The following is a 22,634-nucleotide window of genomic DNA, read 5'->3' as shown; positions in this document are numbered from 1 at the left end:
TGTAGAGGAGCCGCTTGCGGCCGGTGCGGGTGCCTACGAACGAAAGGGCCGCGTGCACGCGCGGGGAGCGGCAGATCCCGCCGGCATCGTTGTGGAGGTCCCTGATGCGGTCGGCCGGCTTCCCGCCGTTCCACTTTCGCTCGCATCCGTGGCGCGTGACAAGGCCGGGTTCATGACGCCCTCTCAGCCACCGTCGGACGATGCCGTGCCGGTGAAGGGGTGGAGCCGGTTGGCGCGCAGGAACTCCAGGGAACTGTTGAGCCGCGGACCGTTGTCTACGCCTACGCCGATCATCACGTCGGCCGAGGGTGCGTGAGTACGCAACTGATGGTCAAGATCGGTCCAGTCGATGGTGCCTGCGCCGAGGGCCAGGTCGGCGTCGTGGTCGCCGTTGTTGTCGCCGTATTGGATGTACGAGGTGTATTTTCCGGCTGCTGCAAACCATTCCTTGAGGGGAATCGTGCCGTAGACGTTCCAGTGGGCGACGTCGAGGCAGAGCCTGAGCTGTGGTGAGCCGAATTCCTCGACGAGCCGGATCATGAGGTCAGGAGTCCGGTCCCACATGTTCTCCAGCACCACGGTGACGTTGCCGAGGTCCTGGTGGCTGAGGAAGTCGAGCCAGCCGGTGAGCCACTGCCGGTCGTAACGGCCCTCATTGATCATGGGCAGGTAGTTGCTGTGCAGGATGAGGAAAGCGGCGTCGATCCGCCGGGCCCAGGCCAGCGACTCCCGGACTCGCTGTTGTGAGGCTTCCCGGATGGCGCGGTCCACCGTATGCACGGCGATATCGATGAAAGGGCCGTGTACTGCTCTGACCAATCCGGCCTGTACCACTTCTGCGAACTTGGAAAAGTATGCGTCCAAGTGGTCGAGGTGATCAGGGTAGGCGGATTCGATGAGTTCCATCTGAAAACCGTGCGACTGGGCAAGATCCACATAACGGGGAAGTTCGTTCAGCCTTGGCTGAATGATCGCGCGAGCCATCTTTCCTCCTGCGTGAGAATCCCAAAAAATCGCACTGGATGCTGCAATGTTGAGGTCGCGGATCTGCAGTGTAATGCGTAGGGGAAAGCCTCACCACATTTCGGCCGGCGTGCCGTATTTCCTTTCATCCAAGGGTGAGGTGATTCGGCAGTGCCGAAGAATCAGAAAACTTGGATGTGCCGCAGGGGCGATGCGATCTGTTCGATTAAAAACCCCTCCGACTTCCTTCCGTTGGCTTGCCGAACCGAGAGAAGGTGTCGTATAAAGTGGAACCACAAAGGTTTCCCGTCGATATCCGCAACCAAAGCCCTTCTTGGTCGGGTATCCGACCGGCTCCGACCCGGGCCGCGGAATCGATTCGGTGCGGGTGGGATGGCCGTCCCACCCGCACCGGTGATCACTTCGGGGGCTGCTTCGGATCCGGCGCGTTCGTGAAGCGTGCCCATTACTTCTGGCGCGTCAGCCCCGCCGGCCGCCGGTCAGACGGTCGTCCTCGCGCCTGGGCGGGCTGCACGGCTTCAACCGGAAGACCCGGCCGTGCGTGCGTCTTGAGCACGCCCGCCGCCACCCGTTCGCGCGCACCGGGCGGGCGCGGGTCATACCTCGACCTTCTCCAGAAACTCCTGCCAGCGGCGCTTCTGCTCGTCCGAAGAACCCTCGCGGCACACGTAGTCGCGCAGGTCTTCGTCCCAGGTGATGGGCTCCTGGTCCTTCTGCGCGAGCCGTGACATCCCGTCCAGCAGGGTGTTGTCCATCCCGGGCAGGAGCTCGGGGATCCAGTAGGCGAGGTAGTAGAACACGCTGCGTCCCGGACTGAAGCTCGGGTTGCGGTTCTCGTAGTTCTCCAGGCTGAACGCCGGGTACGCGCCGTCGCCGATCTTCTTGGGCACCTTCCAGATGGGGTAGCAGAAGGTGACGTCACCGATCTTCCGGAAGGGAGCGGGCAACGGAAGCAGCCCGCGCGAGACGCGCGCGATGTGCTCGGCCACGATGTCCTCGCGGTTGGCTCCGGTGGCGACGAACTTGATCCCCCGTTCCGCGGCGTAGCGGGACAGGACGCGTCGCAGCAGCCAGGTGCCCATGAACTCCAGGTCGGCGTCGGGGAAGCAGTCCCTGAAGATGTCCTTGACCGAGCCGAGCTCCTTGAGGCCGGCCAGCCGGGCGGTCTCCGGCTCCTCGACCACATTGAGACCGATGCCGTGGGACTGGCAGAGCTGGCGTGCGTTGTCGACCTGGGCGTCCCAGTCGGGGATGCCCAGCATCATGACCGGCACGACCTGCGAGGGTTGGAAGTGACCGGACTCCATCAGCGTGGACAGCAGCACGTTGGAGTCACCGCCACCGGAGGTTCCCACCACCAGGCCGGCGCCCTGCTCACCCGGCCACTGCTTGAGGACGTCGGTGACGCTGGCCCGTACGAAGGCGAAGCATTCTTCCGCCGTCATCTGCGAGTGCACGCGCTGGAAGGCTCCGCTGTCGGCCGTGGGGAACGTCCACTCAGTGGTCGCCTCCTCGTGCAGCCGGGCGCTGGAGGTCTCCGTGCCCAGCAGGCCCGGCAGATTGATGTTGCGGCTGACGCGGGCGAAGATCTCGCTGTCGGCGTCGATCCTGCCCGGCACAGCCGTGGAGGCCGGGACGAAGTCGGCGCGCCGCTGTCCGCCCGTTCCCGATTCCTCCAGCTGGTAGGTCCACACCGCGGAGAGCGGAATCCCGTAGAGCCTGAGCAAGGCACCGATGGTGGGGGCACCCTCCTGTTCCAGCAGGTACTCGCCGTGGTTGGTCTGTAGACGGATCCTCATGTCCCGTTTCCGTTCGTCGGCAGACAGATGTGAGCGGCGGTTACGGTGCAGCTGTTGTGAGGAACAGCTGGTGGGGCACCGAAGTGCCCCACCAGCGTCCTCAGTCAGCCGTAGGCGATGACGGCGCTGCAGCAGGAAACGGACTCCACTCCACTGTCCGTCGCGGTCGCTTCCTGCGCACCGAGAACACCGAGGTTGATCGCGGCGACCGGCTCGAACTCGACGAGAACGGCTGCCGGGGCGTTGACGAGACCCATTTCGGTTTGCATGGCTGTTCACCTCCTGTCATGTCGGATCAATTACTCCTCCGCGCCTGGCGGCACGGAGGGTACAGGGGGGGCGTGAATGCCCGGTGACGCTAGGAAAAAGTACGGAATGTGTGACGGCGGAGAGCAGAAGAGCTCACGCTCGGCTTAAAGCGCCGACGTCGTGCAGGAGCATGAGAACGGGAAAATGACAGCACTTTGGTTCCTCCGGCCGGATTTCCCAACGGCCGGCCCAAAAACTTCACGCGGTGGGGCTGTTCATCCCGGAACCGCCCAGTTCAAGTCCGGGTGCTGTTTCTCTGGTGAACTTCTAGGTGGTTGAAGGGGCCGAACGGAAACCGCGCACAGGATGCCGGTCGGCCTGGTTGTCAACCCTTCGGGCGATGAAAGGTATCCAACCCGAGAGATGCGCTCGGCAAGGATGCTGTACAGCACTTCGGCGCACCCTCTACCCGTCTCGCTACCGCTACAACCGGAATCACTTGCACCAGCTCTCTGGAGGATTCACGTCTGCCTGTGCAGCAGTGCACACACTATTCATGAATGAGCTTCAGGCATCTGTGACAACCCGTCAAGAGCAACATCTGAGATCCATTGTCATTTCAGCCATGATCGCAATAAGCCCGCTGGTCGGATAGGGATCCGGTGAAGGCGTGGCATATTATTTCGCCACTTGCCGCAAGACTAATCTTTGCCCAACCTGATGACGCTAGCCGCATGTTGGACGGATCTGCGGAGCGACGAAGCTCCTGGTGGACGGGTTCTCGACCAAGATCGCCCGGAGCCGCCAGGAGCTTCGTGTGCCGTCCGCGTCCTTCACCATGCGTCAGCGTGAGGTTGGAAAAGGCTCAGTGACAGCTCCAGGACAGGAGCGGGGGAGTATGGCCGTGACGACCGGCATCCAGGTCTATCGCAACGGCCGTACGACTCCGTCGGAGTGCTCGGCAAGCTGGGTGCGGAGCTTTCGCGCGTCTTCCACCAGCTCCTCATTGAGCAACGTCAGTACCTGGATCTGGTTGGCGTAGGTGGCCACGGTGTCCTTCAGCTCGCGGATCTCCGCGGCCCTGTCTGTGCGTAGCGTGCGCATCTCCTTGCGCAGGCGGGTGAGTTCGGTCTTGAGCTCGTCGACTTCGGGGCGCCGGACCTCCGGGATGGCCAGAATTTCCTTCACGGCGGCGGCCACCGGCGAGCGGTAGTACGAGGCCCGGGAGACGCCGGCCTCCGCGGCGATGTTCCTCGCGGTGACCGACCCGTCGGTGATCTCCGGCTGGCCGTCCAGCAGCCGCTCGAAGGCCCTCATGATCTGCCGGTCGCGGTCGGTCAAGTCCGGGTTGTCGCGGGCCAACCGGGCGAAGACGGTCTGGGTGCTTGACGGGATGGTCATACGCGGGCACCGCCCTTGTCGTTGAGTTCCTCGATGGCGCCGTCCAGCATGGTGATGAACTCGCCGATAGCGGTCTGCTGGTGCGGCGGCAGGTTCTCGGTCTCCTTGAACTCTTCGCCGGCCAGTTCGCGGCTCAGGCGGTAGCGAGGCAGGTGGACCGACGAGCGGCGCGAGTTCGGGCAGGTCAGGCACATGTTGAGCATGGGCAGGGGCCGCCCGACCGACTTGGCTCGCTTGCCGCAAACCGCGGACTCGGCGTGGTGGAAGCAGTCGTTGAGGGCGCCGGGGTGCAGAGTGCGGGTCAGATGCCGCAGCATGGTCCGCAGCCGTTCCGGGCTGGCGACCACACCGGGCAAGTCCCCGAGTTCCGCGCGGATGCGGTCGAATTCGGCTTCGACCCGCTTGACCGCGCCGCCGGCGGATCGACCGCCCTCGTTCCAGTCGTGATACAGGTCCTCGACGTAGTCCAACCGGGCGACGGCCTTGTCGGCGGCAACCTCGTCGGCGAACCCGGAAGCCGAAGTCCCGGCGTATCCCTCGAAGATCATGTGGCTGGCGTGTTTGTACTGCCGGGTTCCGGCAACGACCCCGAAGGGCTGGTTCGCTATGTGCCAGGACAGCGTGCGACGGAACTGCCGTGTGTTGAACGACCAGGCCAGGGGGTCCTCGTCCGTGGCTTCGTCGTCCACGCTACTGGCGACGGGTTCTGTCGCGGTGTCCCATTCCGGGTCATTCGCCGTCGGAAGCGGGATGTAGGGGCCCTCCGGCGTACTGAACAGGGTGTTCAGGTGATCGCGGAAGTTCTTGAGCCGCAGGGGCATCGTGGACAGAAGAACGTAGTCCGTGCGCTGCCGGTAGCCGAACAAGTGCGTAGGGTCGTCGTTGATGAGCTTCAGCACCTTGATGGCCTCGTGGACGATGTCCAGAACGACCCAGTCGGCTTCGTCACCGGAGAGCTTGCGGTTCTTGTAGACGCGTCCTCGGACCTTGTACCGGGTTCGGCCGTCGCTGCCGACCTCGGTGAACGCGCAGTCGCGTCCCAGTTCCCGTACTTCCATGTCGCGCATGCCCGAGAGATAGGCGATGACGATCCAGCAGGCGACACGTAGTTGGACGACTTCCGTCTTCAACGAGCTTGCGCTCAACGAGGCCCGCCAGGCTCTGCCCGTCGTCGGCCACAGGGCCCGCGGATGAAGGCCGCCTTGTTCCCAGCCCAACTCGTTGCCGGCGTCCACGAGGAGTGGTCGCAGGTGATGGATGGCCTGGGTGCCGCTCAAGTGCCTGATCATGGTCAGGTTCGGGGCTTGGACTATCCCGTCGATGACTGCCGCATCGGGCACGGTGTGATGCCGCTCCAACGGCAGGGCCGGCAGACCGCGGCCCTCCTCCCTCCGCTGGGCGATGAACTGTTCGATCTTTCTCCGCGTCGGGCTGCCGCCTCTGCCAAATGGCACCGGTCTGGCCTCCGCCTTCATCGCTTCCCTCGCACGGGCGAGCTCCTCGCGGGCAGCCAACAGGTCGTGGCTGGCGAACTGCACGTAGAACACGGCAGCGGCCAGGTAGGGCCGCATGATCTCCTCGGGGATGCGGGGGGTGCTGTTTTCTTGATCGCTCGTCGCCCCGGAGATCTGCCGGGCGGTGCGATAGGGCCAGGGCCGGAGAGTGAGCCGGTCATAGGACAGGTACGGGCCGAACTCGGCCAGTCGTTTAAGTGTGTTGACCTGGTCCTCGACCCCGGCCGGAGTCGACGTTCGCAGCAGGGGGAGCAGGGCCTCCAAGTGCTCGCGGCGCACATCCTGGAGACGCTTCACACCGACCGCGTGCAGATTCGTCCAGACGCGGGCCAGGGTTGTGAGGGCCTGCGGGAGGGAGGTGGGCTTCGTCGGCCGAAGCTGATTGCCCGGTGTCTCGCGCAAGAGTGCGAACGCGAACTCCTTCGCTGTGTGCCGCTGCAGGCCCTCTCGGAAGAGGAGAAAGTTCACCCGGGTGTGCCGTGAGGTCCGCGGCAGGAACTCCCGCAGATCCCATACGTCGTCGGCGAACCGGGGGCCCCGGTTCGCCTTGCCCTTGGTGAACTTCTTCGGCAGCACGAAAGCGTCGGGGGCGGGGCCGGTCTGTACCGGTAGCGAGGTCGCGAACTTGAGCGTCACTGGATCGTTTCCAAGAAGGAGGCGGGCAGGGCGAGCCGAGGACCATCAGCCTCTGCGATCGCGCGGGCGGTGGTGGTCTGGCGTGCGCTGAACCGGTTCAAGACCCCGGTGGTGATGCGCTCGTGCGCCAGGCCGAATCGGGCTTGCCACTCAGGAACCGAGAATTCCTCGCGCTGGCGCTCGATGGTGTCCAGCACGGACAGCACCGCCGGCAGGTGTCGGGTGGTGAACACCGCGTTCGGGCACTCCAGACATACCCAGGGCGGGACCGGGCACGGTGCCCCCTTCTTCACCGCATACGGCGAGGCGAAGAAGTCGGTGCACGAGGACAGCCACACGTCAGTCGCGCCGGACAGCGTGTCCTGCACGACCTGAGGCGGCAGGATCTCTTCTCCGTCGTCCAGCCGGCTGCCATCGTCGTCCAGTACGACGGGCGGTGGCAGCACGATCGCCAGCGCCTCCGCGAGTCCGGCCTCGACCGCGGAGTCGTGAATCTCGTCGTGGGCGGCGATGTCCGCGTAGTGCCGGGCCGCGACCCCGGGCGTATGCCCGCTGACGAAGTCGGGGAGGATCCCGCCGGCGCGGAGGTACTGCCGAGACTTGAACGTCTTGCGGATCCGGCGCAGGTCCAGGGAGACGCCCCCACCGCCATGGTCCTTCATCACGTCGATCTTGTGCTCCGCCAGGAACGCCCGCCGGGGAAGCGTGTCCACCGCGACGGTCCGGGTGAACCGGGGGGCCAGCACACCCGTAGTTCCCGAAGGGAGCACCCACAATTCCTCGGCTCCGATCATTTCCCGGGCCCGTTGGGTCAACCGCAGAGCAAGGCGGATGACGCCACCTGGAGTACGTAGTGTGCCGCCGTCGCGCACACGCAGCGACTTGTTCTGCTCGCCCGGGGAGCGGCGCTTGAGGTAGCTGACGGTGACGTAGCCGCGAGCGGGACTGACCAGGCAGGTGGCCCGCAGTTCTCTGATGGCCTCGGGCTCCAGGCCTGTCTGGCAGGCCAGTAGGACCTGGAAGCGGACCATGTCCCTGGGCGTCAGGAACAGGTGGGAGTTCAGCGCGGCCCTCCCGCCGTGCTCGGTGAGTGCGCGGATTCCGCGGTGGTCCCGGGTGAGCGGGCCGCGGTTCGCCAGGTACCAGCAGATGTTCTCCAGCCGGTCCCATCCGTGTACCTCTGGGTCACGGCCCTTCTCAGCGAGCTCCTCGCCTTCCAGTATGCGGTCACGGACCTTGCCGACCCCGTCCAGAGCCGCCGCCTCCAACGCTTCGAACACCGGGAACGGGTATGCGTTCAGCGGCCTTTTGGTGAAGCTCTCCTCGGAAGTCCGCTTGGAGTTGATCCGATGGGCGAACTCCAACTCGAACTGGCCAGGACGGGACTCATCAATCCTCCGGAGCAACCGCAGGAGCAGCAAGAGCACCGACCTGGGCCCCTGGCTGTCCGCGCCGTACCGGCTGGCCAGGGCCTGCTCGAAACCGTCGAGCAGACCCGGTTCCAAATCGTCCAGAGCCAGCTCATCGTGCCCCTCCAGGGCTGCCGCCGTGAACGTGACGAAATCGCGGACCGTCCGGACGCCTTCCTGCAGTAGCGTTCGCTGCCTGACCCCACCCCTGGTGCCGAGTTCCTCGAGCAGAGAGCTCGCGAGTGGCTGAACCAGCCGACAATGGCCGAGATCGGACAAGTCCACCTCCTGCTCCGTGCCGAGCACCAGCACGGGCACGGAGAACACCACCGGCCCGATGCTCGACACCGGATCCGCCGCCGGTGGGCTCGCCGTCGCCGAAAACCGCACGCGCTTCGGGCTCACAGCCCGGCCTCCGGGACCTCTATGCTGTCCAGCACCGCCGCCTGTTCGTCCCACTCGGCCAGCGCCGCGAGGACGATCTCCTGGGCCTCGTCCAGAACATCCAGGTAGAGATAGACCGTCTGCTCCCGGGTGTGCCCGAGCAGCAACTGCAACTTGCGCATCGGATTGCCGATCAACATCCGCTTGATCTGGGCCAACGTGAAGCGGCGGTCCTCGGCCATTCCCATCGCCCGGATCGTCTGACGCAGCAGCAGCCCCAGCATGTGCACGGCGAACGTGTGCCGCAGGGTGTGAGGGTGTACGTCGAAGTCGAGGCCGAAGCTCGCGCACCGTGCATTCGCCCGCCGGAACGCGGACTGCCATGTGGAGGTCTTCAGCGGCTGCCCGCCTTCGCCCAGCCACAACCACAGCGGCCCCATCTCACGGCCGTGCGCATCCACCGATATCAGCCGCAAGCGATCCTCGTACCCGAGGCCCGCATAGGTCCAGGCCCGCGGGCGGCCCTCAACCAGCAGTGCCTGACGGCTCGAACGCACCACCCGGTGCCCGCTCGCCCCGGTGTATCCCCCGGCCTCGCGCGTGCGCTGGATCACCTCGTCGCGCTCGATCGCGAGGTAGTGATGCAGATCGCGCACCACTCGTCGCCGTGCATAGACCGTGCGGGCCTTCTCCCTCTTCGTCGTCGACTTCGACAGATGGAAGTCCCCCCGGCCGTGGGCCAGCGGCGGCACTTCGGGTACCAGCAGGCACGATGCCTCCGTCAGCCGCATCCCGGTACACACCAGCAAGTCCGAGAACAGCGCGTTGCGTTCGCCGTTGCGCCCCCGCCATTTCGGATCGCGCCCGCCATCCGGCAGAAACCCTCGCAGCCCCACATCCCGCCACAGCAGGTAGTCCTCGTACGACAGGAACGTGATCGGCCGGTCACTCTTGCCCGGCTCCGCCTCGGCGTTCACCCGGACCTGGACGGGGCCGTGCGGAGTCATCACCACCTTGTCGACGTACCGGAACGGCTCTGTGGCCAGGAGCTCTGCGTCCAGCGACCACTGCACCCACTTGTCGAGTGAAGCCACCATCCGATTCCAAGTGCTGTACTCGATCCGCTCGTCGAGGTCTGCTGCGAAGAGCCTGGCCTGCTTGAGAGCACGCAGATCCGCGCCGTTCATCTCCCAGATCGTCTTGCCGCCCCGGGCCTCGTGGAGGAATCGGCACACGAGCGTCAAGTCCGAGCAGTACGCTTCCTGGCCGTTGACTGAGCGGACACCCCAGCTCGGCAAGTCCCTGATCATCCGGTTCAGATGCACGTCGTAGGAACCGGCCGGCCCGAGGATGAACCGCTGCCCCTCCTCGACGCCAGCCCGGCGCAGAACCCCGGATGCGTCCGTGCAGCCCATGGCTGCGAGCCCTGCGACAGTGCGATGACTGGCGACCACTGCCTCAGTAGTTACTTCTTCCACGGTGGCGGACAACCCGCTCTCCTGACCTATGGTGAGACACGGAGGAAGACCGCATAATCTCGCGATCTTTGAGACACCTCATAGTGCCGCCATAAGCTACGGCAGCCATCCCGTCACCGCGGCCTGCGGGGTGCTGCTCCCCCTCTCCATCGCCCTGCCCGCCCAGACCCACTCCGCTCTCTCCCTCGGCCTGGTCCTGCTGGTCTTCGGAGCGGCGTACGGGGGGATGAACGTGGCGATGAACAGCGCGGCCGTCGACCTCGTCGCCGAGCTGCGCCGACCGGTGATGCCGAGCTTCCACGCCGCGTTCAGCCTGGGCGGCATGGTCGGTGCCGGACTCGGCGGACTGGTGGCGGGCGGCCTCTCCGCCTCGACCCACCTGTTCCTGCTCACCGCCATCGGCCTGATGGTCACCGCGTTCGCGGGCCCGGCGCTGTTGCGCCACCGCCCGGCCCGTACGGCGTACGCATCGCGCACGCCCCCTTCCCGGCGGCAAGGCCACCGGCAGAAGCTCGACCCACGGGCCCGCCGGATCGTGCTGCTCTTCGGCGTGATCGCGCTGTGCACGGCGTACGGGGAAGGCGCACTGGCCGACTGGGGCGCGCTCCACCTGGAACAGGACCTGGGCGCCCACCCCGGTCTCGCCGCCGCCGGATACGCGCTGTTCGCCCTGACCATGACCATCGGCAGGCTCACCGGCACGCTGCTCCTGGAACGGCTCGGCCAGACCCGCACCCTGGCCCTGGGCGGCGCGGTCGCGGCGGCCGGCATGCTGCTGGGCTCCCTGGCCCCGACCGCCTGGCTCGCGCTGGCCGGGTTCGCGGTGACCGGGCTGGGGCTGGCCAACATCTTCCCCGTCGCCGTGGGCCGGGCCGGCGAACTGGCCGGGCCCAGCGGGGTGGCCGCAGCGTCGACCCTCGGATACGGCGGGATGCTGCTGGGCCCGCCCGCCATCGGCTTCCTCGCCGACTGGTTCTCGCTCCCGGTCGCCCTGACGACGGTGGCCCTGCTGGCGGCGGGTGCGGCGGTGCTGGGGTACGGGGCCAGGAACGCGACGCACGCGTGAGCCGGACAGGTTCCGCCGCGGGCGGCGGAACCGCTGCCAGGAGGCGGCGGAACCTCCCCGCCCCCTCCTGGCAGAATCCCGCCATGGAGATCACGGACCACATCACGTCCCTGTCCGAGGAAGGCCGGCTCCTCGCGGCGGCGGCCGAGCAGGCGGGCCCCGGGGCGTCGGTCCCGACCTGCCCCGGCTGGCAGATACGCCACCTGCTGCGCCACACGGGCATGGTGCACCGCTGGGCGGCCGAGCTCGTCACCGAGGGGCACACCACGCCTCACCCCGACGGCGGAGAACCGGACCTGGACGGCACGGAGCTCCTCGACTGGTTCAGGGAGGGCCACGGCCACCTGGTCCGCTCCCTGGAGGCCGCCCCCGTCGGCCTGGAGTGCTGGACGTTCCTGCCCGCGCCCTCCCCTCTGGCGTTCTGGTCCCGCCGCCAGCTGCACGAGACGACCATGCACCGGGTCGACGCGGAGTCGGCGCTCGGCGGACGGCTGTCGCCGGTGGACGCCGACCGGTCGGTGGACGGCATCGACGAACTGCTCACCGGCTTCCACGCCCGCCCCAGGAGCCGGGTGCGCTCCGACGTACCGCGCACACTGCGGGTGCGGGCGGTGGACACGGACGCGGTGTGGACCGTACGGATCTCCGAGGAGCCGCCGCAGACCGTGCGGACGTCCACCGCGGACACCGGGAGGGGCGACGCGGACTGCGAGCTGAGCGGAACGGCGGAGGGCCTCTACCTCACCCTCTGGAACCGTCTGCCGCTCACCGCCGTCACGCTGCGCGGCGACCGGTCGGTGGCCCGGCTCTGGACGGACAACTCGGCGGTCACCTGGTGAGCTTGAGCGGTACGGCGACGCGCGGGCGACCCGACCGTACGGAGCGGAGCCGAGCGCGTCGGAGCCGGCCGCAGCCGAGCCGTACGAAGCGGGCAAGCCTGCCGGGAACGTGCGGCCCCCGTGGCACGGTGCCGGTGAGGCGGCGACCGCAGGCGGAGCGGGGCGCACAGCAGGACGCGCCCCTCCCCCTCAGCGGACGGCCGGGCGCCCCCGCAGGCCGACCGAGCGGGCCAGCTCCCCCGCCGCCTGCCGGAAGAACGCCTCGCGCGCCTCGATCATCCGGTTGAACTGGCCGAAGAGTTCGAACGAGATCAGGCCGAAGAGCTGCGCCCAGGCGGCGACGAGGGCGAGCGCCGCGGCGGGCGGCAGGTCCGGGGCGATCTCGGCGGCGACCCGCTCGGCCTCGGCACGCAGGTCCGGCGCGAGGGGCGGTACGGCGAGACCGTCGGCCCCGAACGCGTCGCGAATGAGGCCGATGAACACCATCCCGACCCGGGAGGCCGGGCCCACGGTGTCCATGGGGGCGCTGTAGCCGGGGACGGGCGAGCCGTAGATCAGGGCGTACTCGTGGGGGTGGGCGAGGGCCCACTCCCGTACGGCACCGGCCACGGCGACCCAGCGCTCGGCGTACGGGGCGGGGTGCGGGCGGACCAGGTCGGCGGTGGCGCGGGCGGACTCCGCCACCTCTCCGACGGCGTCATACGCGTCGATGATCAACGCGGTGAGCAGGTCGTCGCGGCTCGGGAAGTAGCGGTACAGCGCGGAGGAGGCCATACCGAGTTCGCGGGCGACGGCGCGCAGGGAGAGCTCGGCCGCACCCTCCGCCGCCAGTTGCCTCCTGGCCTCGTCCTTGATGGCGGCGGTCACTTCGACGCGGGCACGTTCCCTGGCCCCTCGGATGGCGGTCATGGCGATCAGTCTGCCACGCGTTCAGAGCACCGACCATAAAAGAGAGCACTGCTCTTGCTTTTGAGCAGCACTCTCGCGCACACTGATCTCAAGCGAGAGCACTGCTCTCTTTTCTGAGATCGTGGCGCGCCCCGGCGCAGCACGCAGGGACACGTGGGAGTCACCATGTCGCAGACCTACTACCTCCGGACGAGCGCGTCCGCCCAGCGCCTCAACAAGGCCGTCGGCTGGCTGGCCCGGCACGGCATCAGCCTCATGGGCTCCGCCGAGCTGTCGGTACGCGGACGCCGGAGCGGCCAGATGCAGCGCATCCCCGTCAATACCCACACCTTCGAGGGCGAGTGCTACCTCGTCTCGGCCCGGGGCCACTCCCAGTGGGTGCGCAACATGCGCGCCGCGGGCGGCGGCGAACTGCGACTGGGGCGCAAGGTCAGCCGCTTCACCGCCGTCGAGATCGCGGACGACGCAGAGAAGGCCCGGATCGTCCGGGCCTATCTGGAGCGGTGGGGCTGGGAGGTGAACCAGTACTTCCAGGGCGTCACCGCGAAGTCCACGGAGGCCGAACTCCTGGCCGCCTGCCCGGACCACCCGGTGTTCCGCATCACGGTCACCGACTGACGGACCCCGCCCAGCACCGCCAGCGGCTACCGACCACCGCCCACTGCTGCCGGCTACCGGTCCATCGCGCTCAACGCCCGCTGGGCCAGCGGGTGCGTGCGGACCAGTTCGGCCAGGGACGTGGTGCCGCGGGTGATCCCGGCGAACGCCTTCCAGGCCGGGCGGAAGCCGGTCAGGACCGCGTGCAGCAGGCCTGGGCGTCGCTCGAAGAGCTTGAGCATGCGACGGCCCACGCCCATCTCCACGCCGAGACCGGCCTTGATGGCGAAGGCGTAGTTGAGGGCCTGGCGGCGGGCGTCCACCGCGTCGTGCGACTCGGCGATCCTGACGGCCCATTCGCCCGCGAGGCGGCCCGAGCGCAGCGCGAAGGAGATGCCCTCCCGGGTCCACGGCTCCAGCAGCCCCGCCGCGTCGCCGCAGACCACGACCCGGCCGCGCGAGAGCGGTGAGTCGTCGCTGCGGCAACGGGTCAGATGGCCCGAGGAGACGGACGGCTCGAACCCGGCCAGGCCGAGACGGGCGATGAAGTCCTCCAGATACCGCTTGGTGCCCGCCCCGTCGCCGCGCGCCGAGATCACGCCCACGGTCAGCGTGTCGCCCTTGGGGAAGACCCAGCCGTAACTGCCGGGCATCGGGCCCCAGTCGATGAGCACCCGGCCCGCCCAGTCCTCCGCCACCGTCGCCGGAACCGGGATCTCCGCCTCCAGGCCGAGGTCCACCTGGTCGAGCTTCACCCCGACATGTGCTCCTATCCGGCCCGCGCTGCCGTCCGCGCCGACGACCGCCCGCGCGAGCACCGTCTCACCACCGGCCAGCACGACGGCGACCGTACGCCGGTCGGGAACGGCGGGTCCGTGCTGCTCCACCCGCACCACCGAGGCGCCGGTGCGCAGTTCGGCACCGGCCTTCTGCGCCTCCTCGACCAGACCGGCGTCGAACTCCGGCCGGTTGATGAGCCCGAAGAGCATCCGCCGGGAGCGGCGGGTGCGGGCGAGCTTCCCGTTGAGGGAGAAGGTGACCGCGTGGATACGGTCCTTCAGGGGCAGTTCGAACCCGGGCGGCAGGGCGTCCCGGGAGAATCCGATGATGCCGCCGCCACAGGTCTTGTAGCGCGGCAGTTCCGCCTTCTCCAGCAGCAGGACCCGCCGGCCCGCCACGGCTGCCGCGTACGCCGCCGATGCGCCGGCCGGTCCGGCGCCGACGACCACGACGTCCCAGACCGACGACGACTCTTCGTTTTCCCGCCCGGCGTCTGCGTTCTCGCTGCTCACGATGTGCTTCTGCTCCTGATCCGACCAGTGGCCCCAAGCTGCTCACGGCATCCTACGGCGCGTCCCGGCCGAGTCCCCCTGTGGGAGGATCGGCCATGATTCTGTCCTGCCGCACGGCACCGCACCCACGGTGTCGTGGCGAGGCGCGTACACACCGTGCCCTACCCATAACGTCGCACCCACGAGGAGCGTGCCCATGACCGCCCGCCCGATTTCCGAGACCGTCGCCTCGCTGATGCCCCGTGCGCGGGCGGAGCTGGCCGAGCTGGTCGCGTTCCGGTCGGTGGCGGACCCCGCGGTGTTCCCGAAGAGCGAGTGCGAGGCGGCGGCGAACTGGGTCGCGGACGCCCTGCGTGCCGAGGGCTTCACGGACGTCGCGCTGCTCGACACCCCCGACGGCACCCAGTCGGTCTACGGCTTCCTGCCCGGCCCGGCCGGCGCCCCGACCGTGCTGCTCTACGCCCACTACGACGTGCAGCCGCCGCTGGACGAGTCGGCGTGGCTCTCCCCGCCGTTCGAACTGACCGAGCGCGACGGCCGCTGGTACGGCCGGGGCGCGGCGGACTGCAAGGGCGGATTCATCATGCACCTGCTCGCGCTGCGCGCCCTCAAGGCGAACGGCGGCGTCCCGGTCTCGGTGAAGGTGATCGCGGAGGGTTCCGAGGAGCAGGGCACCGGCGGTCTGGAGCGGTACGCGGAGGCGCACCCGGAGCTGCTGGCGGCCGACACGATCGTCATCGGGGACGCCGGGAACTTCCGGGCCGGACTGCCGACGGTCACGGCCACGCTGCGCGGGATGACGATGCTGCGGGTGAAGCTCGACACCCTCGAAGGGAACCTGCACTCGGGCCAGTTCGGCGGCGCGGCGCCCGACGCGCTGGCCGCGATGATCCAGCTGCTCGCCTCGCTGCGCGACGAGAACGGCACGACGACGGTGGACGGTCTGACCGGTGACGCCGACTGGGACGGACTCCAGTACCCGGAGGCGGAGTTCCGGCAGGACGCCAAGGTGCTGGACGGCGTGGAGCTGATCGGTACGGGCACGGTCGCGGACCGGATCTGGGCGCGCCCCGCCGTCACCGTGATCGGCATCGACTGCCCGCCCTGCGTCGGCGCCACCCCGTCGGTACAGGCGAGCGCGCGGGCCCAGATCAGCCTGCGCGTCCCCCCGGGCCACGACGCCGCCGAGGCGACCAAGCTGCTCACCGCGCACCTGGAGGCGCACACTCCGTGGGGAGCGCGGGTGGCGGTGGAGCAGGTGGGCCAGGGGCAGCCGTTCCAGGCCGACACCTCCAGCCCGGCGTACACGGCGATGGCGGAGGCCATGCGGGACGCCTACCCGGGCCAGGAGATGCAGTCCTCCGGCATGGGCGGCTCCATCCCCCTCTGCAACACGCTGGCCTCGCTCTACCCGGAGGCCGAGATCCTGCTCATCGGTCTGAGCGAGCCCGAGGCGCAGATCCACGCGGTGAACGAGAGCGTGTCGCCCCAGGAGCTGGAGCGGATGTCGGTGGCGGAGGCGCTGTTCCTGCGCAACTACGCGGAGTCGAGGAAGGCCTGAGGGCCGGACCGTGAAGCCCCGGTGGCGGCCCTGATCGGCCGCCACCGGGGCTTCGGCGCCTCGGCTCTGCCATCGGCGAAGTCGCTGGAAGCGTAGTTCCGTACGGTGGGTGCCGTCGGCTGCGTACGTTCAGGACATGGATCTCGTCCCCGTGCTCCCCCGCAGGCTGTACATGTTCCGCTTCCGGATCGGCCAGGCCTATCTCTGGCACGACGGCTCCGGCTCCGGCTCCGGCCTCACGCTTGTCGACGCCGGTGACATCGATGCGGCTCCGGCGATCGAGGACGCGGTGCGGGGTCTGGGCCTCGACCCCGCCCGGATCACCCGCATCGTCCTCACCCACGGCCACCGCGACCACTACGGCGCGGCGCAGGAACTGGCCGACCGCCACGGCGCCGAGATCCTCGCCCACCCGCTGGACGCCCCGGTGATCCGGGGTGAGCTTCCCGTACCGGAACCGGACCTCCTCGACTGGGAACGCCCGCTGTACGAGCACGGGTTGACGGCCCCCGAGGCCCCGCCCACCCGGGTCGACCGCGAGGTGGCCGACGGCGAGGTGCTGCCCTTCGGCGGCGGCGCCCGGGTGGTCCACGCCCCCGGCCACACGCCGGGCTCCATCGCCCTCCACCTGCCGCGCCACGGGGTGCTGTTCACCGGGGACTGCGTGGCGTCGGTCGAGAAGGTCATGCTCGGCGTGTTCAACGTGGACCGGGTCCGGGCGCTGGACACGTTCCGGCGGCTGGCCGCGCTGGAGCCCCGGACGGTCTGCTTCGGCCATGGCGACCCGCTGACCCAGGACGCGGCGGAGGTGATGCGGGCGGCGGCGGAGGCGGCGGGCTAGCGCGTCGGGTCCGCTCAGCCCACCGGGACGCCCGCCTCCAGGTTGAGGACCGTGGACCGTTCGCGCGCCCGCAGCGCCCAGCGCAGCCGCTCGTAGCGGACGGGGGGCAGCATCGCCGCCGCCTCCTGCTCGGTGACGAAGCGCCAGCCGCGCAGTTCGGAACCGGGGAGCAGCAGCCGTTCGGCCTCCTCGGAGCACAGCAGCCCGCCGTCGAAGAGGAAGCGCAGCCCGCCGTAGCCGGGCGGTGAGGGCGGCTCCCAGTCGACGAGGAGCAGGGTCGGGACGCGGTCCAGCCGGAGTCCGGTCTCCTCGGCCACCTCCCGTCTCCCCGCCTGGGCCGGGGATTCGCCCTCCTCCACGACGCCGCCGGGGAACTCCCAGCCCGGCTTGTACGTGGGGTCGACGAGGAGCACCCGGTCCTGTTCGTCGAAGAGCAGCACCCCGGCCGCGACGGTGGCTGCGGTCGGCTGCGGGCTCTGGACGATCTCGCACGGCTGGGCGGCTCCGGTACGGACGGCCTCCGCGATCCGTTCGGCGGTCTGGCGCGGGGTGAGGGTGCCGTTGTCGACGACATGGGCGTCCTCGGTGATCCAGCCGAGCGCGTCACGGTAAGGTCCGATGTGGTCGTACGCCCACCGGTTCACGCGCTCGCTCTGCTCCTGGTCCCCCGGGTGTTCCACTCGACCGGCTATCCGGCTGCGCAGGATCGTTTCCTCAGGTGAGAGCAGCACATGGCGGACCGGGATGCGGCGGGAGGCGAGCCCGCCGAATATCTCGTCCCGGTACTCCTGTCTCAGCAGCGTCATCGGCACCACGAGCACCCCGGGCGCCTCCGCGAGCAGGGCGGCCGCCGTGTCCACCACCAGCCGCCGCCAGATCGCCAGGTCCTGGAAGTCGTCCACCTCGGCCAGCTTCTTCGGGGGCAGCAGCCCGCGCAGCGCGGCCCCGGTGAGTTCCGGGTCGTACAAGGTGCTGTTCGGGATCAGATCGATCAGTTCGCCTGCGACGCTGGACTTGCCCGCGCCGAACGCCCCGTTCAGCCAGACGATCACGGTTCCCCCTCTTCGTTGCCCTCTGTGGCTTGCCCGCAACACCCTGCCGGGGAAACCCCACCACGGCGACGGCGATTCCGGGACGGGGCGATCCGGCCTCTTTCGGGACGTGCGACGGTACGGAGGTGGGACGCGGGGGGGGGGGGGGAGACGGTGATGCGGGAGGTGGCACGGAGGGTGCACGGAAGCGGCCAGGAGACGGTAGGGCGCGCGAGGGTGGTACGGAGGGACAGGAGGGCGGTAGGGCGCGCGAAGTGGTACGGGGGTGGACGCGGAGCGGCCACCGCGAGACCGCCGCCGCGCCGACGGGGCGTCAAGTCCTCCCCGTACGGCCTGTGTCGTGGCCATCCCCTCCCCGCACAGCCCCTGGCGTAGCCGAGCCCTCCCGTACATCCCGTGTCCTACGGGGTCAGCGCAGCGCGATCGCCGCAGCCGCCGCGCCGACCAGGCCCGCGTCGGTGCCCATGACGGCGGGCGCGATGCCCAGGCCCCGGACGAAGGAGAGCGTGGCGTAGTCGCGCAGGCTGCGGCGCAACGGGGCGAAGAGCACGTCCCCCGCGCCCGCCACTCCCCCGCCGATCACCGCGATGTCGATCTCCACCAGAGTGGCGGTGGCGGCGATCCCGGCCGCGAGAGCCTGGGCGGCCCGTTCGTACGAGGCGATGGCGACCGGGTCCCCGGCGTGGGCGGCGGCGGCCACCGCGGCGGCCGTGGTGTCGCCGTCCGGGCCGGGCAGCCAGCCGTCCGCCAGGGCGCGGCGGGCGATGTTGGGGCCGCTGGCGATGCGTTCGACGCAGCCGCGCGCACCGCAGGGGCACGGGTCGCCGTCCAGGTCGACACTGATGTGGCCGATGTGGCCGGCGTTGCCGGAGGGGCCGGGATGGACGGATCCGCCGAGGATCAGGCCGCCGCCGACGCCGGTCGACACGACGAGGCAGAGCGCGTTGTCGTAGCCGCGTGCCGCGCCGAGCCAGTGTTCGGCCGCCGTCATCGCGACACCGTCACCGACCAGGGCCACGGGCAGCCCGCCGACCGTCTTCTGCACCCGCTCCACCAGCGGGAAGTCCCGCCAGCCGGGAACGTTGACCGGGCTGACCGTCCCCGCACCCGCGTCGACCGGTCCCGCGCTGCCGATCCCGACGGAGCCCGCGCGCCCCCACAGCGGGGAGGCCGTCAGCTCGCCCAGCACCTCGTCCACGGCGCCCATCACCGCCTCGGCGCCCTCCCGGGCGGGCGTCGGCCGCTGCGCCCGCGCGAGAAGGACGCCGTCGCCGTCGACCAGCGCGCCGGCGATCTTGGTGCCGCCGATGTCGAGCGCGGCGACGAGGTCGGTATGCATCGGTGCGGCTTCTCCGGTGAGTGATGGGCGGGACCTGCGGGTTCGGTCACCAGTCTGCACAGTCTCTCTGCCCTTGACAACGTTGTCTAGGGCCTATGCTCGATGCCGCCGCTCCGTTCGTGTCCGCAGCGGGCTCCGCGGACCGTCCGGAGGTGCCCGTATGCCGCCCGAACCGCCGATGTTCCCTCCCCGCCCGTATCCGACGACAGGACAGCGCACCGTGGACCGGACCACCCGCCATTCCGAGACCCGCTACGGCAACCGGCCGACCATGAAGGACGTGGCGGCCCGCGCCGGAGTCGGCCTCAAGACGGTCTCCCGGGTGGTGAACGGCGAGTCCGGCGTCACGCCCGACACCGAGCGCCGGGTGCAGGAGGCGATCGACGCTCTGGGCTTCCGCCGCAACGACAGCGCCCGGGTTCTGCGCAAGGGGCGTACGGCCTCGATCGGCCTGGTCCTGGAGGATCTCGCGGACCCCTTCTACGGCCCGCTGAGCCGCGCCGTGGAGGAGGTGGCCCGGGCGCACGGGGCGCTCCTCATCAACGGCTCCAGCGCCGAGGACCCCGAGCGGGAGCAGGAGCTGGTCCTGGCGCTGTGCGCCCGCCGGGTGGACGGTCTGATCGTGATCCCGGCGGGCGACGACCACCGGTATCTGGAGCCGGAGATCAAGGCGGGTATCGCGACGGTCTTCGTGGACCGCCCCCCCGGCCGGATCGACACGGACATGGTGCTCTCCGACAGCTTCGGCGGCTCCCGGGAGGGAGTCGCCCACCTGATCGCGCACGGCCACCGGCGGATCGGGTTCATCGGCGACCAGCCCCGCATCCACACCGCCACCGAGCGTCTGCGCGGCTACCACGCGGCGATGGCGGACGCCGGAATCACCGTGGAGGACTCCTGGGTCTCCCTCGGCACGACCGACCCCGGCCGGGTCCGGACGGCCGCCGAGGCGATGCTGGAGGGGCCCGAGCCGGTCACCGCGCTCTTCGCCGGGAACAACCGGGTGACGGTGACGGCGGTCCGGGTCATCGCGGAGCGGCGACGGCCCGTGGCACTGATCGGGTTCGACGACATCGAGCTGGCCGATCTGCTCGGCATCACCGTCATCTCGCAGGACGCGGCGGCGGTGGGCCGCACCGCGGCCGAGCACCTGTTCCGCCGCCTCGACGGCGCCGACCACGCCCCGGCCCGGGTGGAGCTGCCGACCACCCTGATCCCGCGCGGCTCGGGCGAACTTCCGCCCGCCTGAGGGCGGTCGACCGGCGGGAGGGGGTTCGCACAGCCCGTCGGCAGGTGCTGGAACTCGTCGGTGACGGCCTGGTCCAGCTTCCCGTGGCGCCCCTCCCCGCTCTCCACGCCGCATCCCGGATCGGCCAGGACGTCCGGCCGGTGGCCGGCATGGCTCGCGTACCGCGAGCTGACGTCCTCAGGTGGCCTCGGGTGACGTTCTACGGGGCCGTGACCGTCAGGTCGCCCCGGCGCGGCGAGGCGAAGGCGTCCAGGTCAGACCGGGTCAGACCGGTCAGCCGGGCGACCTCGGCGGTGTCGAGCGCTCCGCAGTCGATGCCGCGCAGCAGGTAGCCGCTGAGGGCCTTGGCGGTGGCGGGCTCGTCCATCACGTCACCGCCGGCCTTGGCGACGTACGCGGCGAGCCGGGCGGCGGCAGGCTCCAGGCCCTCCCGGTAGAAGGCGTAGACGGCCGCGTAGCGCGTCGGGAGGTGGCCGGGGTGCATGTCCCAGCCCTGGTAGTACGCGCGGGCCAGAGCACGGCGGGTGAGGCCGTAGTGGAGCCGCCAGGCCTCGTGGACCCGGTCGGTCGGGCCGACGGGCAGGACGTTGGTCGAACCGTCGGAGACGCGTACGCCGGTCCCCGCCGCGGCGACCTGCATGACGGCCTTGGCGTGGTCGGCGGCCGGGTGGTCGCTCGCCTGGTAGGCGGCGCTGACCCCGACGCAGGCGCTGTAGTCGAAGGTGCCGTAGTGCAGCCCGGTCGCCCGGCCCTCCGCAGCGTCGATCATGCGGGCGACGGCGGCGGTGCCGTCGGCGGCGAGGATCGACTGGCTGGTCTCGATCTGGATCTCGAAGCCGAGCCGTCCGGCGTCCAGGCCGTGGGTCTTCTCGAAGGCTTCGAGGAGCCGGACGAAGGCGGTGACCTGCTCGGGGTACGTCACCTTCGGCAGGGTCAGCACAAGCCCCTCCGGGAGCCCGCCCGCCTCCATCAGGCCGGTGAGGAAGACGTCGGTGGTGCGGATGCCCCGGTCGCGCACACCGGCCTCCATGCACTTCATCCGGATGCCCGTGTACGGCGCCGCGGTGCCGTTCGCGTACGCCTCGGAGACCAGGCGGGCGGCACGGGCCGCGGCCTCGTCCTCCTCGGCGTCGGGGCGGGGCCCGTATCCGTCCTCGAAGTCGATGCGCAGGTCCTCCACCGGCTCGCGCTCCAACTTGGCGCGTACGCGGTCGTGGACGGGGCCCGCCAGCTCCTCGGGGATACCGAGGACGGCGGCGAAGGAGGCCGCGTCAGGGGCGTGTTCGTCGAGGGCGGCCAGCGCCTGGTCGCCCCAGGACCGGAGGGTGCCGGGCGCGAAGACGTCACCGGGGACGTAGACGGTGTGCACGGGCTGGCGGGTGCCGGGGTCGCCCGGGTAGCGGCGGGCCAGCTCCGCGTCGACCGCCGTGAGGGAGGCGCTGATCTCCTCGCTGACCGTGCCCGCGAGGCTCGTTGCCACCTTCTCCTGCTGACCCATGACCGTAGCCCTCCACGCTCTCGCTGTTTCCGCTTGCCGGAATCAACAATCCGTATAGTGAAGTTATAAGGACACTCGACCTGCGTCAATGGTGGCCCGGAACGGCCCGGGGCCGCACGGTGTGGTCACCGTGCGGCCCCGGGCGTGGGTGTGTCGAGGGGGTCAGCCCTTGCGGTTGTTGATCTCTTCGGTGAGCTGGGGCACGACGGTGAAGAGGTCGCCGACGACGCCGTAGTCGACGAGGTCGAAGATCGGGGCCTCGGGGTCCTTGTTGACCGCGACGATCGTCTTCGAGGTCTGCATCCCCGCCCGGTGCTGGATCGCCCCCGAGATACCGGAGGCGATGTACAGCTGCGGCGAGACCGACTTGCCGGTCTGGCCGACCTGGGAGGTGTGCGGGTACCAGCCCGCGTCCACCGCCGCACGCGAGGCCCCCACCGCGGCCCCCAGACTGTCGGCGAGCGCCTCGATGAGCGGGAAGTTCTCCGCCCCGTTGACCCCGCGCCCGCCGGAGACCACGATCGCGGCCTCGGTCAG

General features: G+C 69.7%; 18 protein-coding genes and 1 pseudogene. 6 read left to right on the top strand and 13 right to left on the bottom strand.

Annotation, left to right across the window (positions count from 1 at the left end):
• Nucleotides 1–183: 183 nt before the first annotated feature.
• From AC0682_RS19975 to AC0682_RS19945, 7 genes are all read right to left on the bottom strand, one after another.
• Nucleotides 184–984: a sugar phosphate isomerase/epimerase family protein gene (locus tag AC0682_RS19975; protein WP_478534281.1), complete on the bottom strand. Its 801-nt coding sequence runs from the start codon at nt 982–984 to the stop codon at nt 184–186.
• Between the two features lie 596 nt (nt 985–1,580).
• The gene (locus AC0682_RS19970; protein WP_478534280.1) at nt 1,581–2,783 is read right to left on the bottom strand and encodes a tRNA lysidine(34) synthetase; all 1,203 of its coding nucleotides are present in this window, start codon (nt 2,781–2,783) and stop codon (nt 1,581–1,583) included.
• Between the two features lie 104 nt (nt 2,784–2,887).
• On the bottom strand, nt 2,888–3,052 hold the full coding sequence (locus tag AC0682_RS19965) for a hypothetical protein (protein ID WP_478534279.1): 165 nt from the start codon (nt 3,050–3,052) through the stop codon (nt 2,888–2,890).
• Between the two features lie 904 nt (nt 3,053–3,956).
• On the bottom strand, nt 3,957–4,433 hold the full coding sequence (locus tag AC0682_RS19960; protein ID WP_478534278.1) for a hypothetical protein: 477 nt from the start codon (nt 4,431–4,433) through the stop codon (nt 3,957–3,959).
• On the bottom strand, nt 4,430–6,583 hold the full coding sequence (locus tag AC0682_RS19955) for a hypothetical protein (protein WP_478534277.1): 2,154 nt from the start codon (nt 6,581–6,583) through the stop codon (nt 4,430–4,432). Before AC0682_RS19955 ends, AC0682_RS19960 begins: the two co-directional genes overlap by 4 nt.
• On the bottom strand, nt 6,580–8,397 hold the full coding sequence (locus AC0682_RS19950) for a hypothetical protein (protein ID WP_478534275.1): 1,818 nt from the start codon (nt 8,395–8,397) through the stop codon (nt 6,580–6,582). The genes AC0682_RS19955 and AC0682_RS19950 overlap by 4 nt, the downstream gene beginning before the upstream one ends.
• Complete coding sequence (locus AC0682_RS19945; RefSeq protein WP_478534274.1) at nt 8,394–9,866, bottom strand: tyrosine-type recombinase/integrase; 1,473 nt, start codon at nt 9,864–9,866, stop codon at nt 8,394–8,396. The genes AC0682_RS19950 and AC0682_RS19945 overlap by 4 nt, the downstream gene beginning before the upstream one ends.
• A gap of 85 nt (nt 9,867–9,951) precedes the next feature.
• Here AC0682_RS19945 and AC0682_RS19940 point away from each other — a divergent pair.
• Both AC0682_RS19940 and AC0682_RS19935 read left to right on the top strand, forming a co-directional pair.
• Nucleotides 9,952–10,920: pseudogene (locus AC0682_RS19940) on the top strand (MFS transporter); the annotation flags it as partial.
• An 83-nt stretch (nt 10,921–11,003) separates the two neighbouring features.
• Nucleotides 11,004–11,759, top strand: coding sequence for a maleylpyruvate isomerase family mycothiol-dependent enzyme (locus AC0682_RS19935; RefSeq protein WP_478534273.1), 756 nt, complete (start codon nt 11,004–11,006; stop codon nt 11,757–11,759).
• A 189-nt stretch (nt 11,760–11,948) separates the two neighbouring features.
• Here the strand turns inward: AC0682_RS19935 and AC0682_RS19930 are convergent, their stop codons facing one another.
• Nucleotides 11,949–12,668 (bottom strand): TetR/AcrR family transcriptional regulator, encoded by a 720-nt coding sequence (locus AC0682_RS19930; RefSeq protein WP_478534271.1) that lies wholly within the window; start codon nt 12,666–12,668, stop codon nt 11,949–11,951.
• Between the two features lie 165 nt (nt 12,669–12,833).
• Between AC0682_RS19930 and AC0682_RS19925 the strand changes: the two genes are divergently transcribed.
• Nucleotides 12,834–13,286 carry a nitroreductase family deazaflavin-dependent oxidoreductase gene (locus AC0682_RS19925; RefSeq protein ID WP_478534269.1) on the top strand — a complete coding sequence of 151 codons (453 nt, stop codon included), beginning with the start codon at nt 12,834–12,836 and terminating at the stop codon, nt 13,284–13,286.
• Between the two features lie 53 nt (nt 13,287–13,339).
• Here AC0682_RS19925 and AC0682_RS19920 read toward each other — a convergent pair whose 3' ends face one another.
• On the bottom strand, nt 13,340–14,557 hold the full coding sequence (locus AC0682_RS19920) for a geranylgeranyl reductase family protein (RefSeq protein ID WP_478534267.1): 1,218 nt from the start codon (nt 14,555–14,557) through the stop codon (nt 13,340–13,342).
• Nucleotides 14,558–14,753: 196 nt separating this feature from the next.
• On the opposite strand from AC0682_RS19920, the gene AC0682_RS19915 reads away from it, so the two are divergent.
• The gene (locus AC0682_RS19915; protein WP_478534266.1) at nt 14,754–16,118 is read left to right on the top strand and encodes a M20/M25/M40 family metallo-hydrolase; all 1,365 of its coding nucleotides are present in this window, start codon (nt 14,754–14,756) and stop codon (nt 16,116–16,118) included.
• 136 nt (nt 16,119–16,254) lie between these two features.
• On the top strand, nt 16,255–16,959 hold the full coding sequence (locus tag AC0682_RS19910; protein WP_478534265.1) for an MBL fold metallo-hydrolase: 705 nt from the start codon (nt 16,255–16,257) through the stop codon (nt 16,957–16,959).
• 14 nt (nt 16,960–16,973) lie between these two features.
• Here AC0682_RS19910 and AC0682_RS19905 read toward each other — a convergent pair whose 3' ends face one another.
• Nucleotides 16,974–18,011 carry an NUDIX hydrolase gene (locus AC0682_RS19905; RefSeq protein ID WP_478534263.1) on the bottom strand — a complete coding sequence of 346 codons (1,038 nt, stop codon included), beginning with the start codon at nt 18,009–18,011 and terminating at the stop codon, nt 16,974–16,976.
• 409 nt (nt 18,012–18,420) lie between these two features.
• Entirely contained in the window at nt 18,421–19,350 is a 930-nt protein-coding gene (locus AC0682_RS19900; protein WP_478534261.1) for an ROK family protein, read from the bottom strand.
• Between the two features lie 220 nt (nt 19,351–19,570).
• On the opposite strand from AC0682_RS19900, the gene AC0682_RS19895 reads away from it, so the two are divergent.
• Complete coding sequence (locus tag AC0682_RS19895; protein ID WP_478534260.1) at nt 19,571–20,599, top strand: LacI family DNA-binding transcriptional regulator; 1,029 nt, start codon at nt 19,571–19,573, stop codon at nt 20,597–20,599.
• A 199-nt stretch (nt 20,600–20,798) separates the two neighbouring features.
• On the opposite strand, the gene AC0682_RS19890 is transcribed toward AC0682_RS19895, so the two are convergent.
• Complete coding sequence (locus tag AC0682_RS19890; protein ID WP_478534259.1) at nt 20,799–22,097, bottom strand: DUF6986 family protein; 1,299 nt, start codon at nt 22,095–22,097, stop codon at nt 20,799–20,801.
• A 162-nt stretch (nt 22,098–22,259) separates the two neighbouring features.
• A partial coding sequence (locus tag AC0682_RS19885) for an electron transfer flavoprotein subunit alpha/FixB family protein (protein WP_478534258.1) occupies nt 22,260–22,634 on the bottom strand: 375 nt, incomplete at its 5' end.

This window comes from Streptomyces sp. NPDC043746 (genome assembly GCF_056436485.1).
This window is presented reverse-complemented; position numbering and strand designations above follow the sequence as displayed.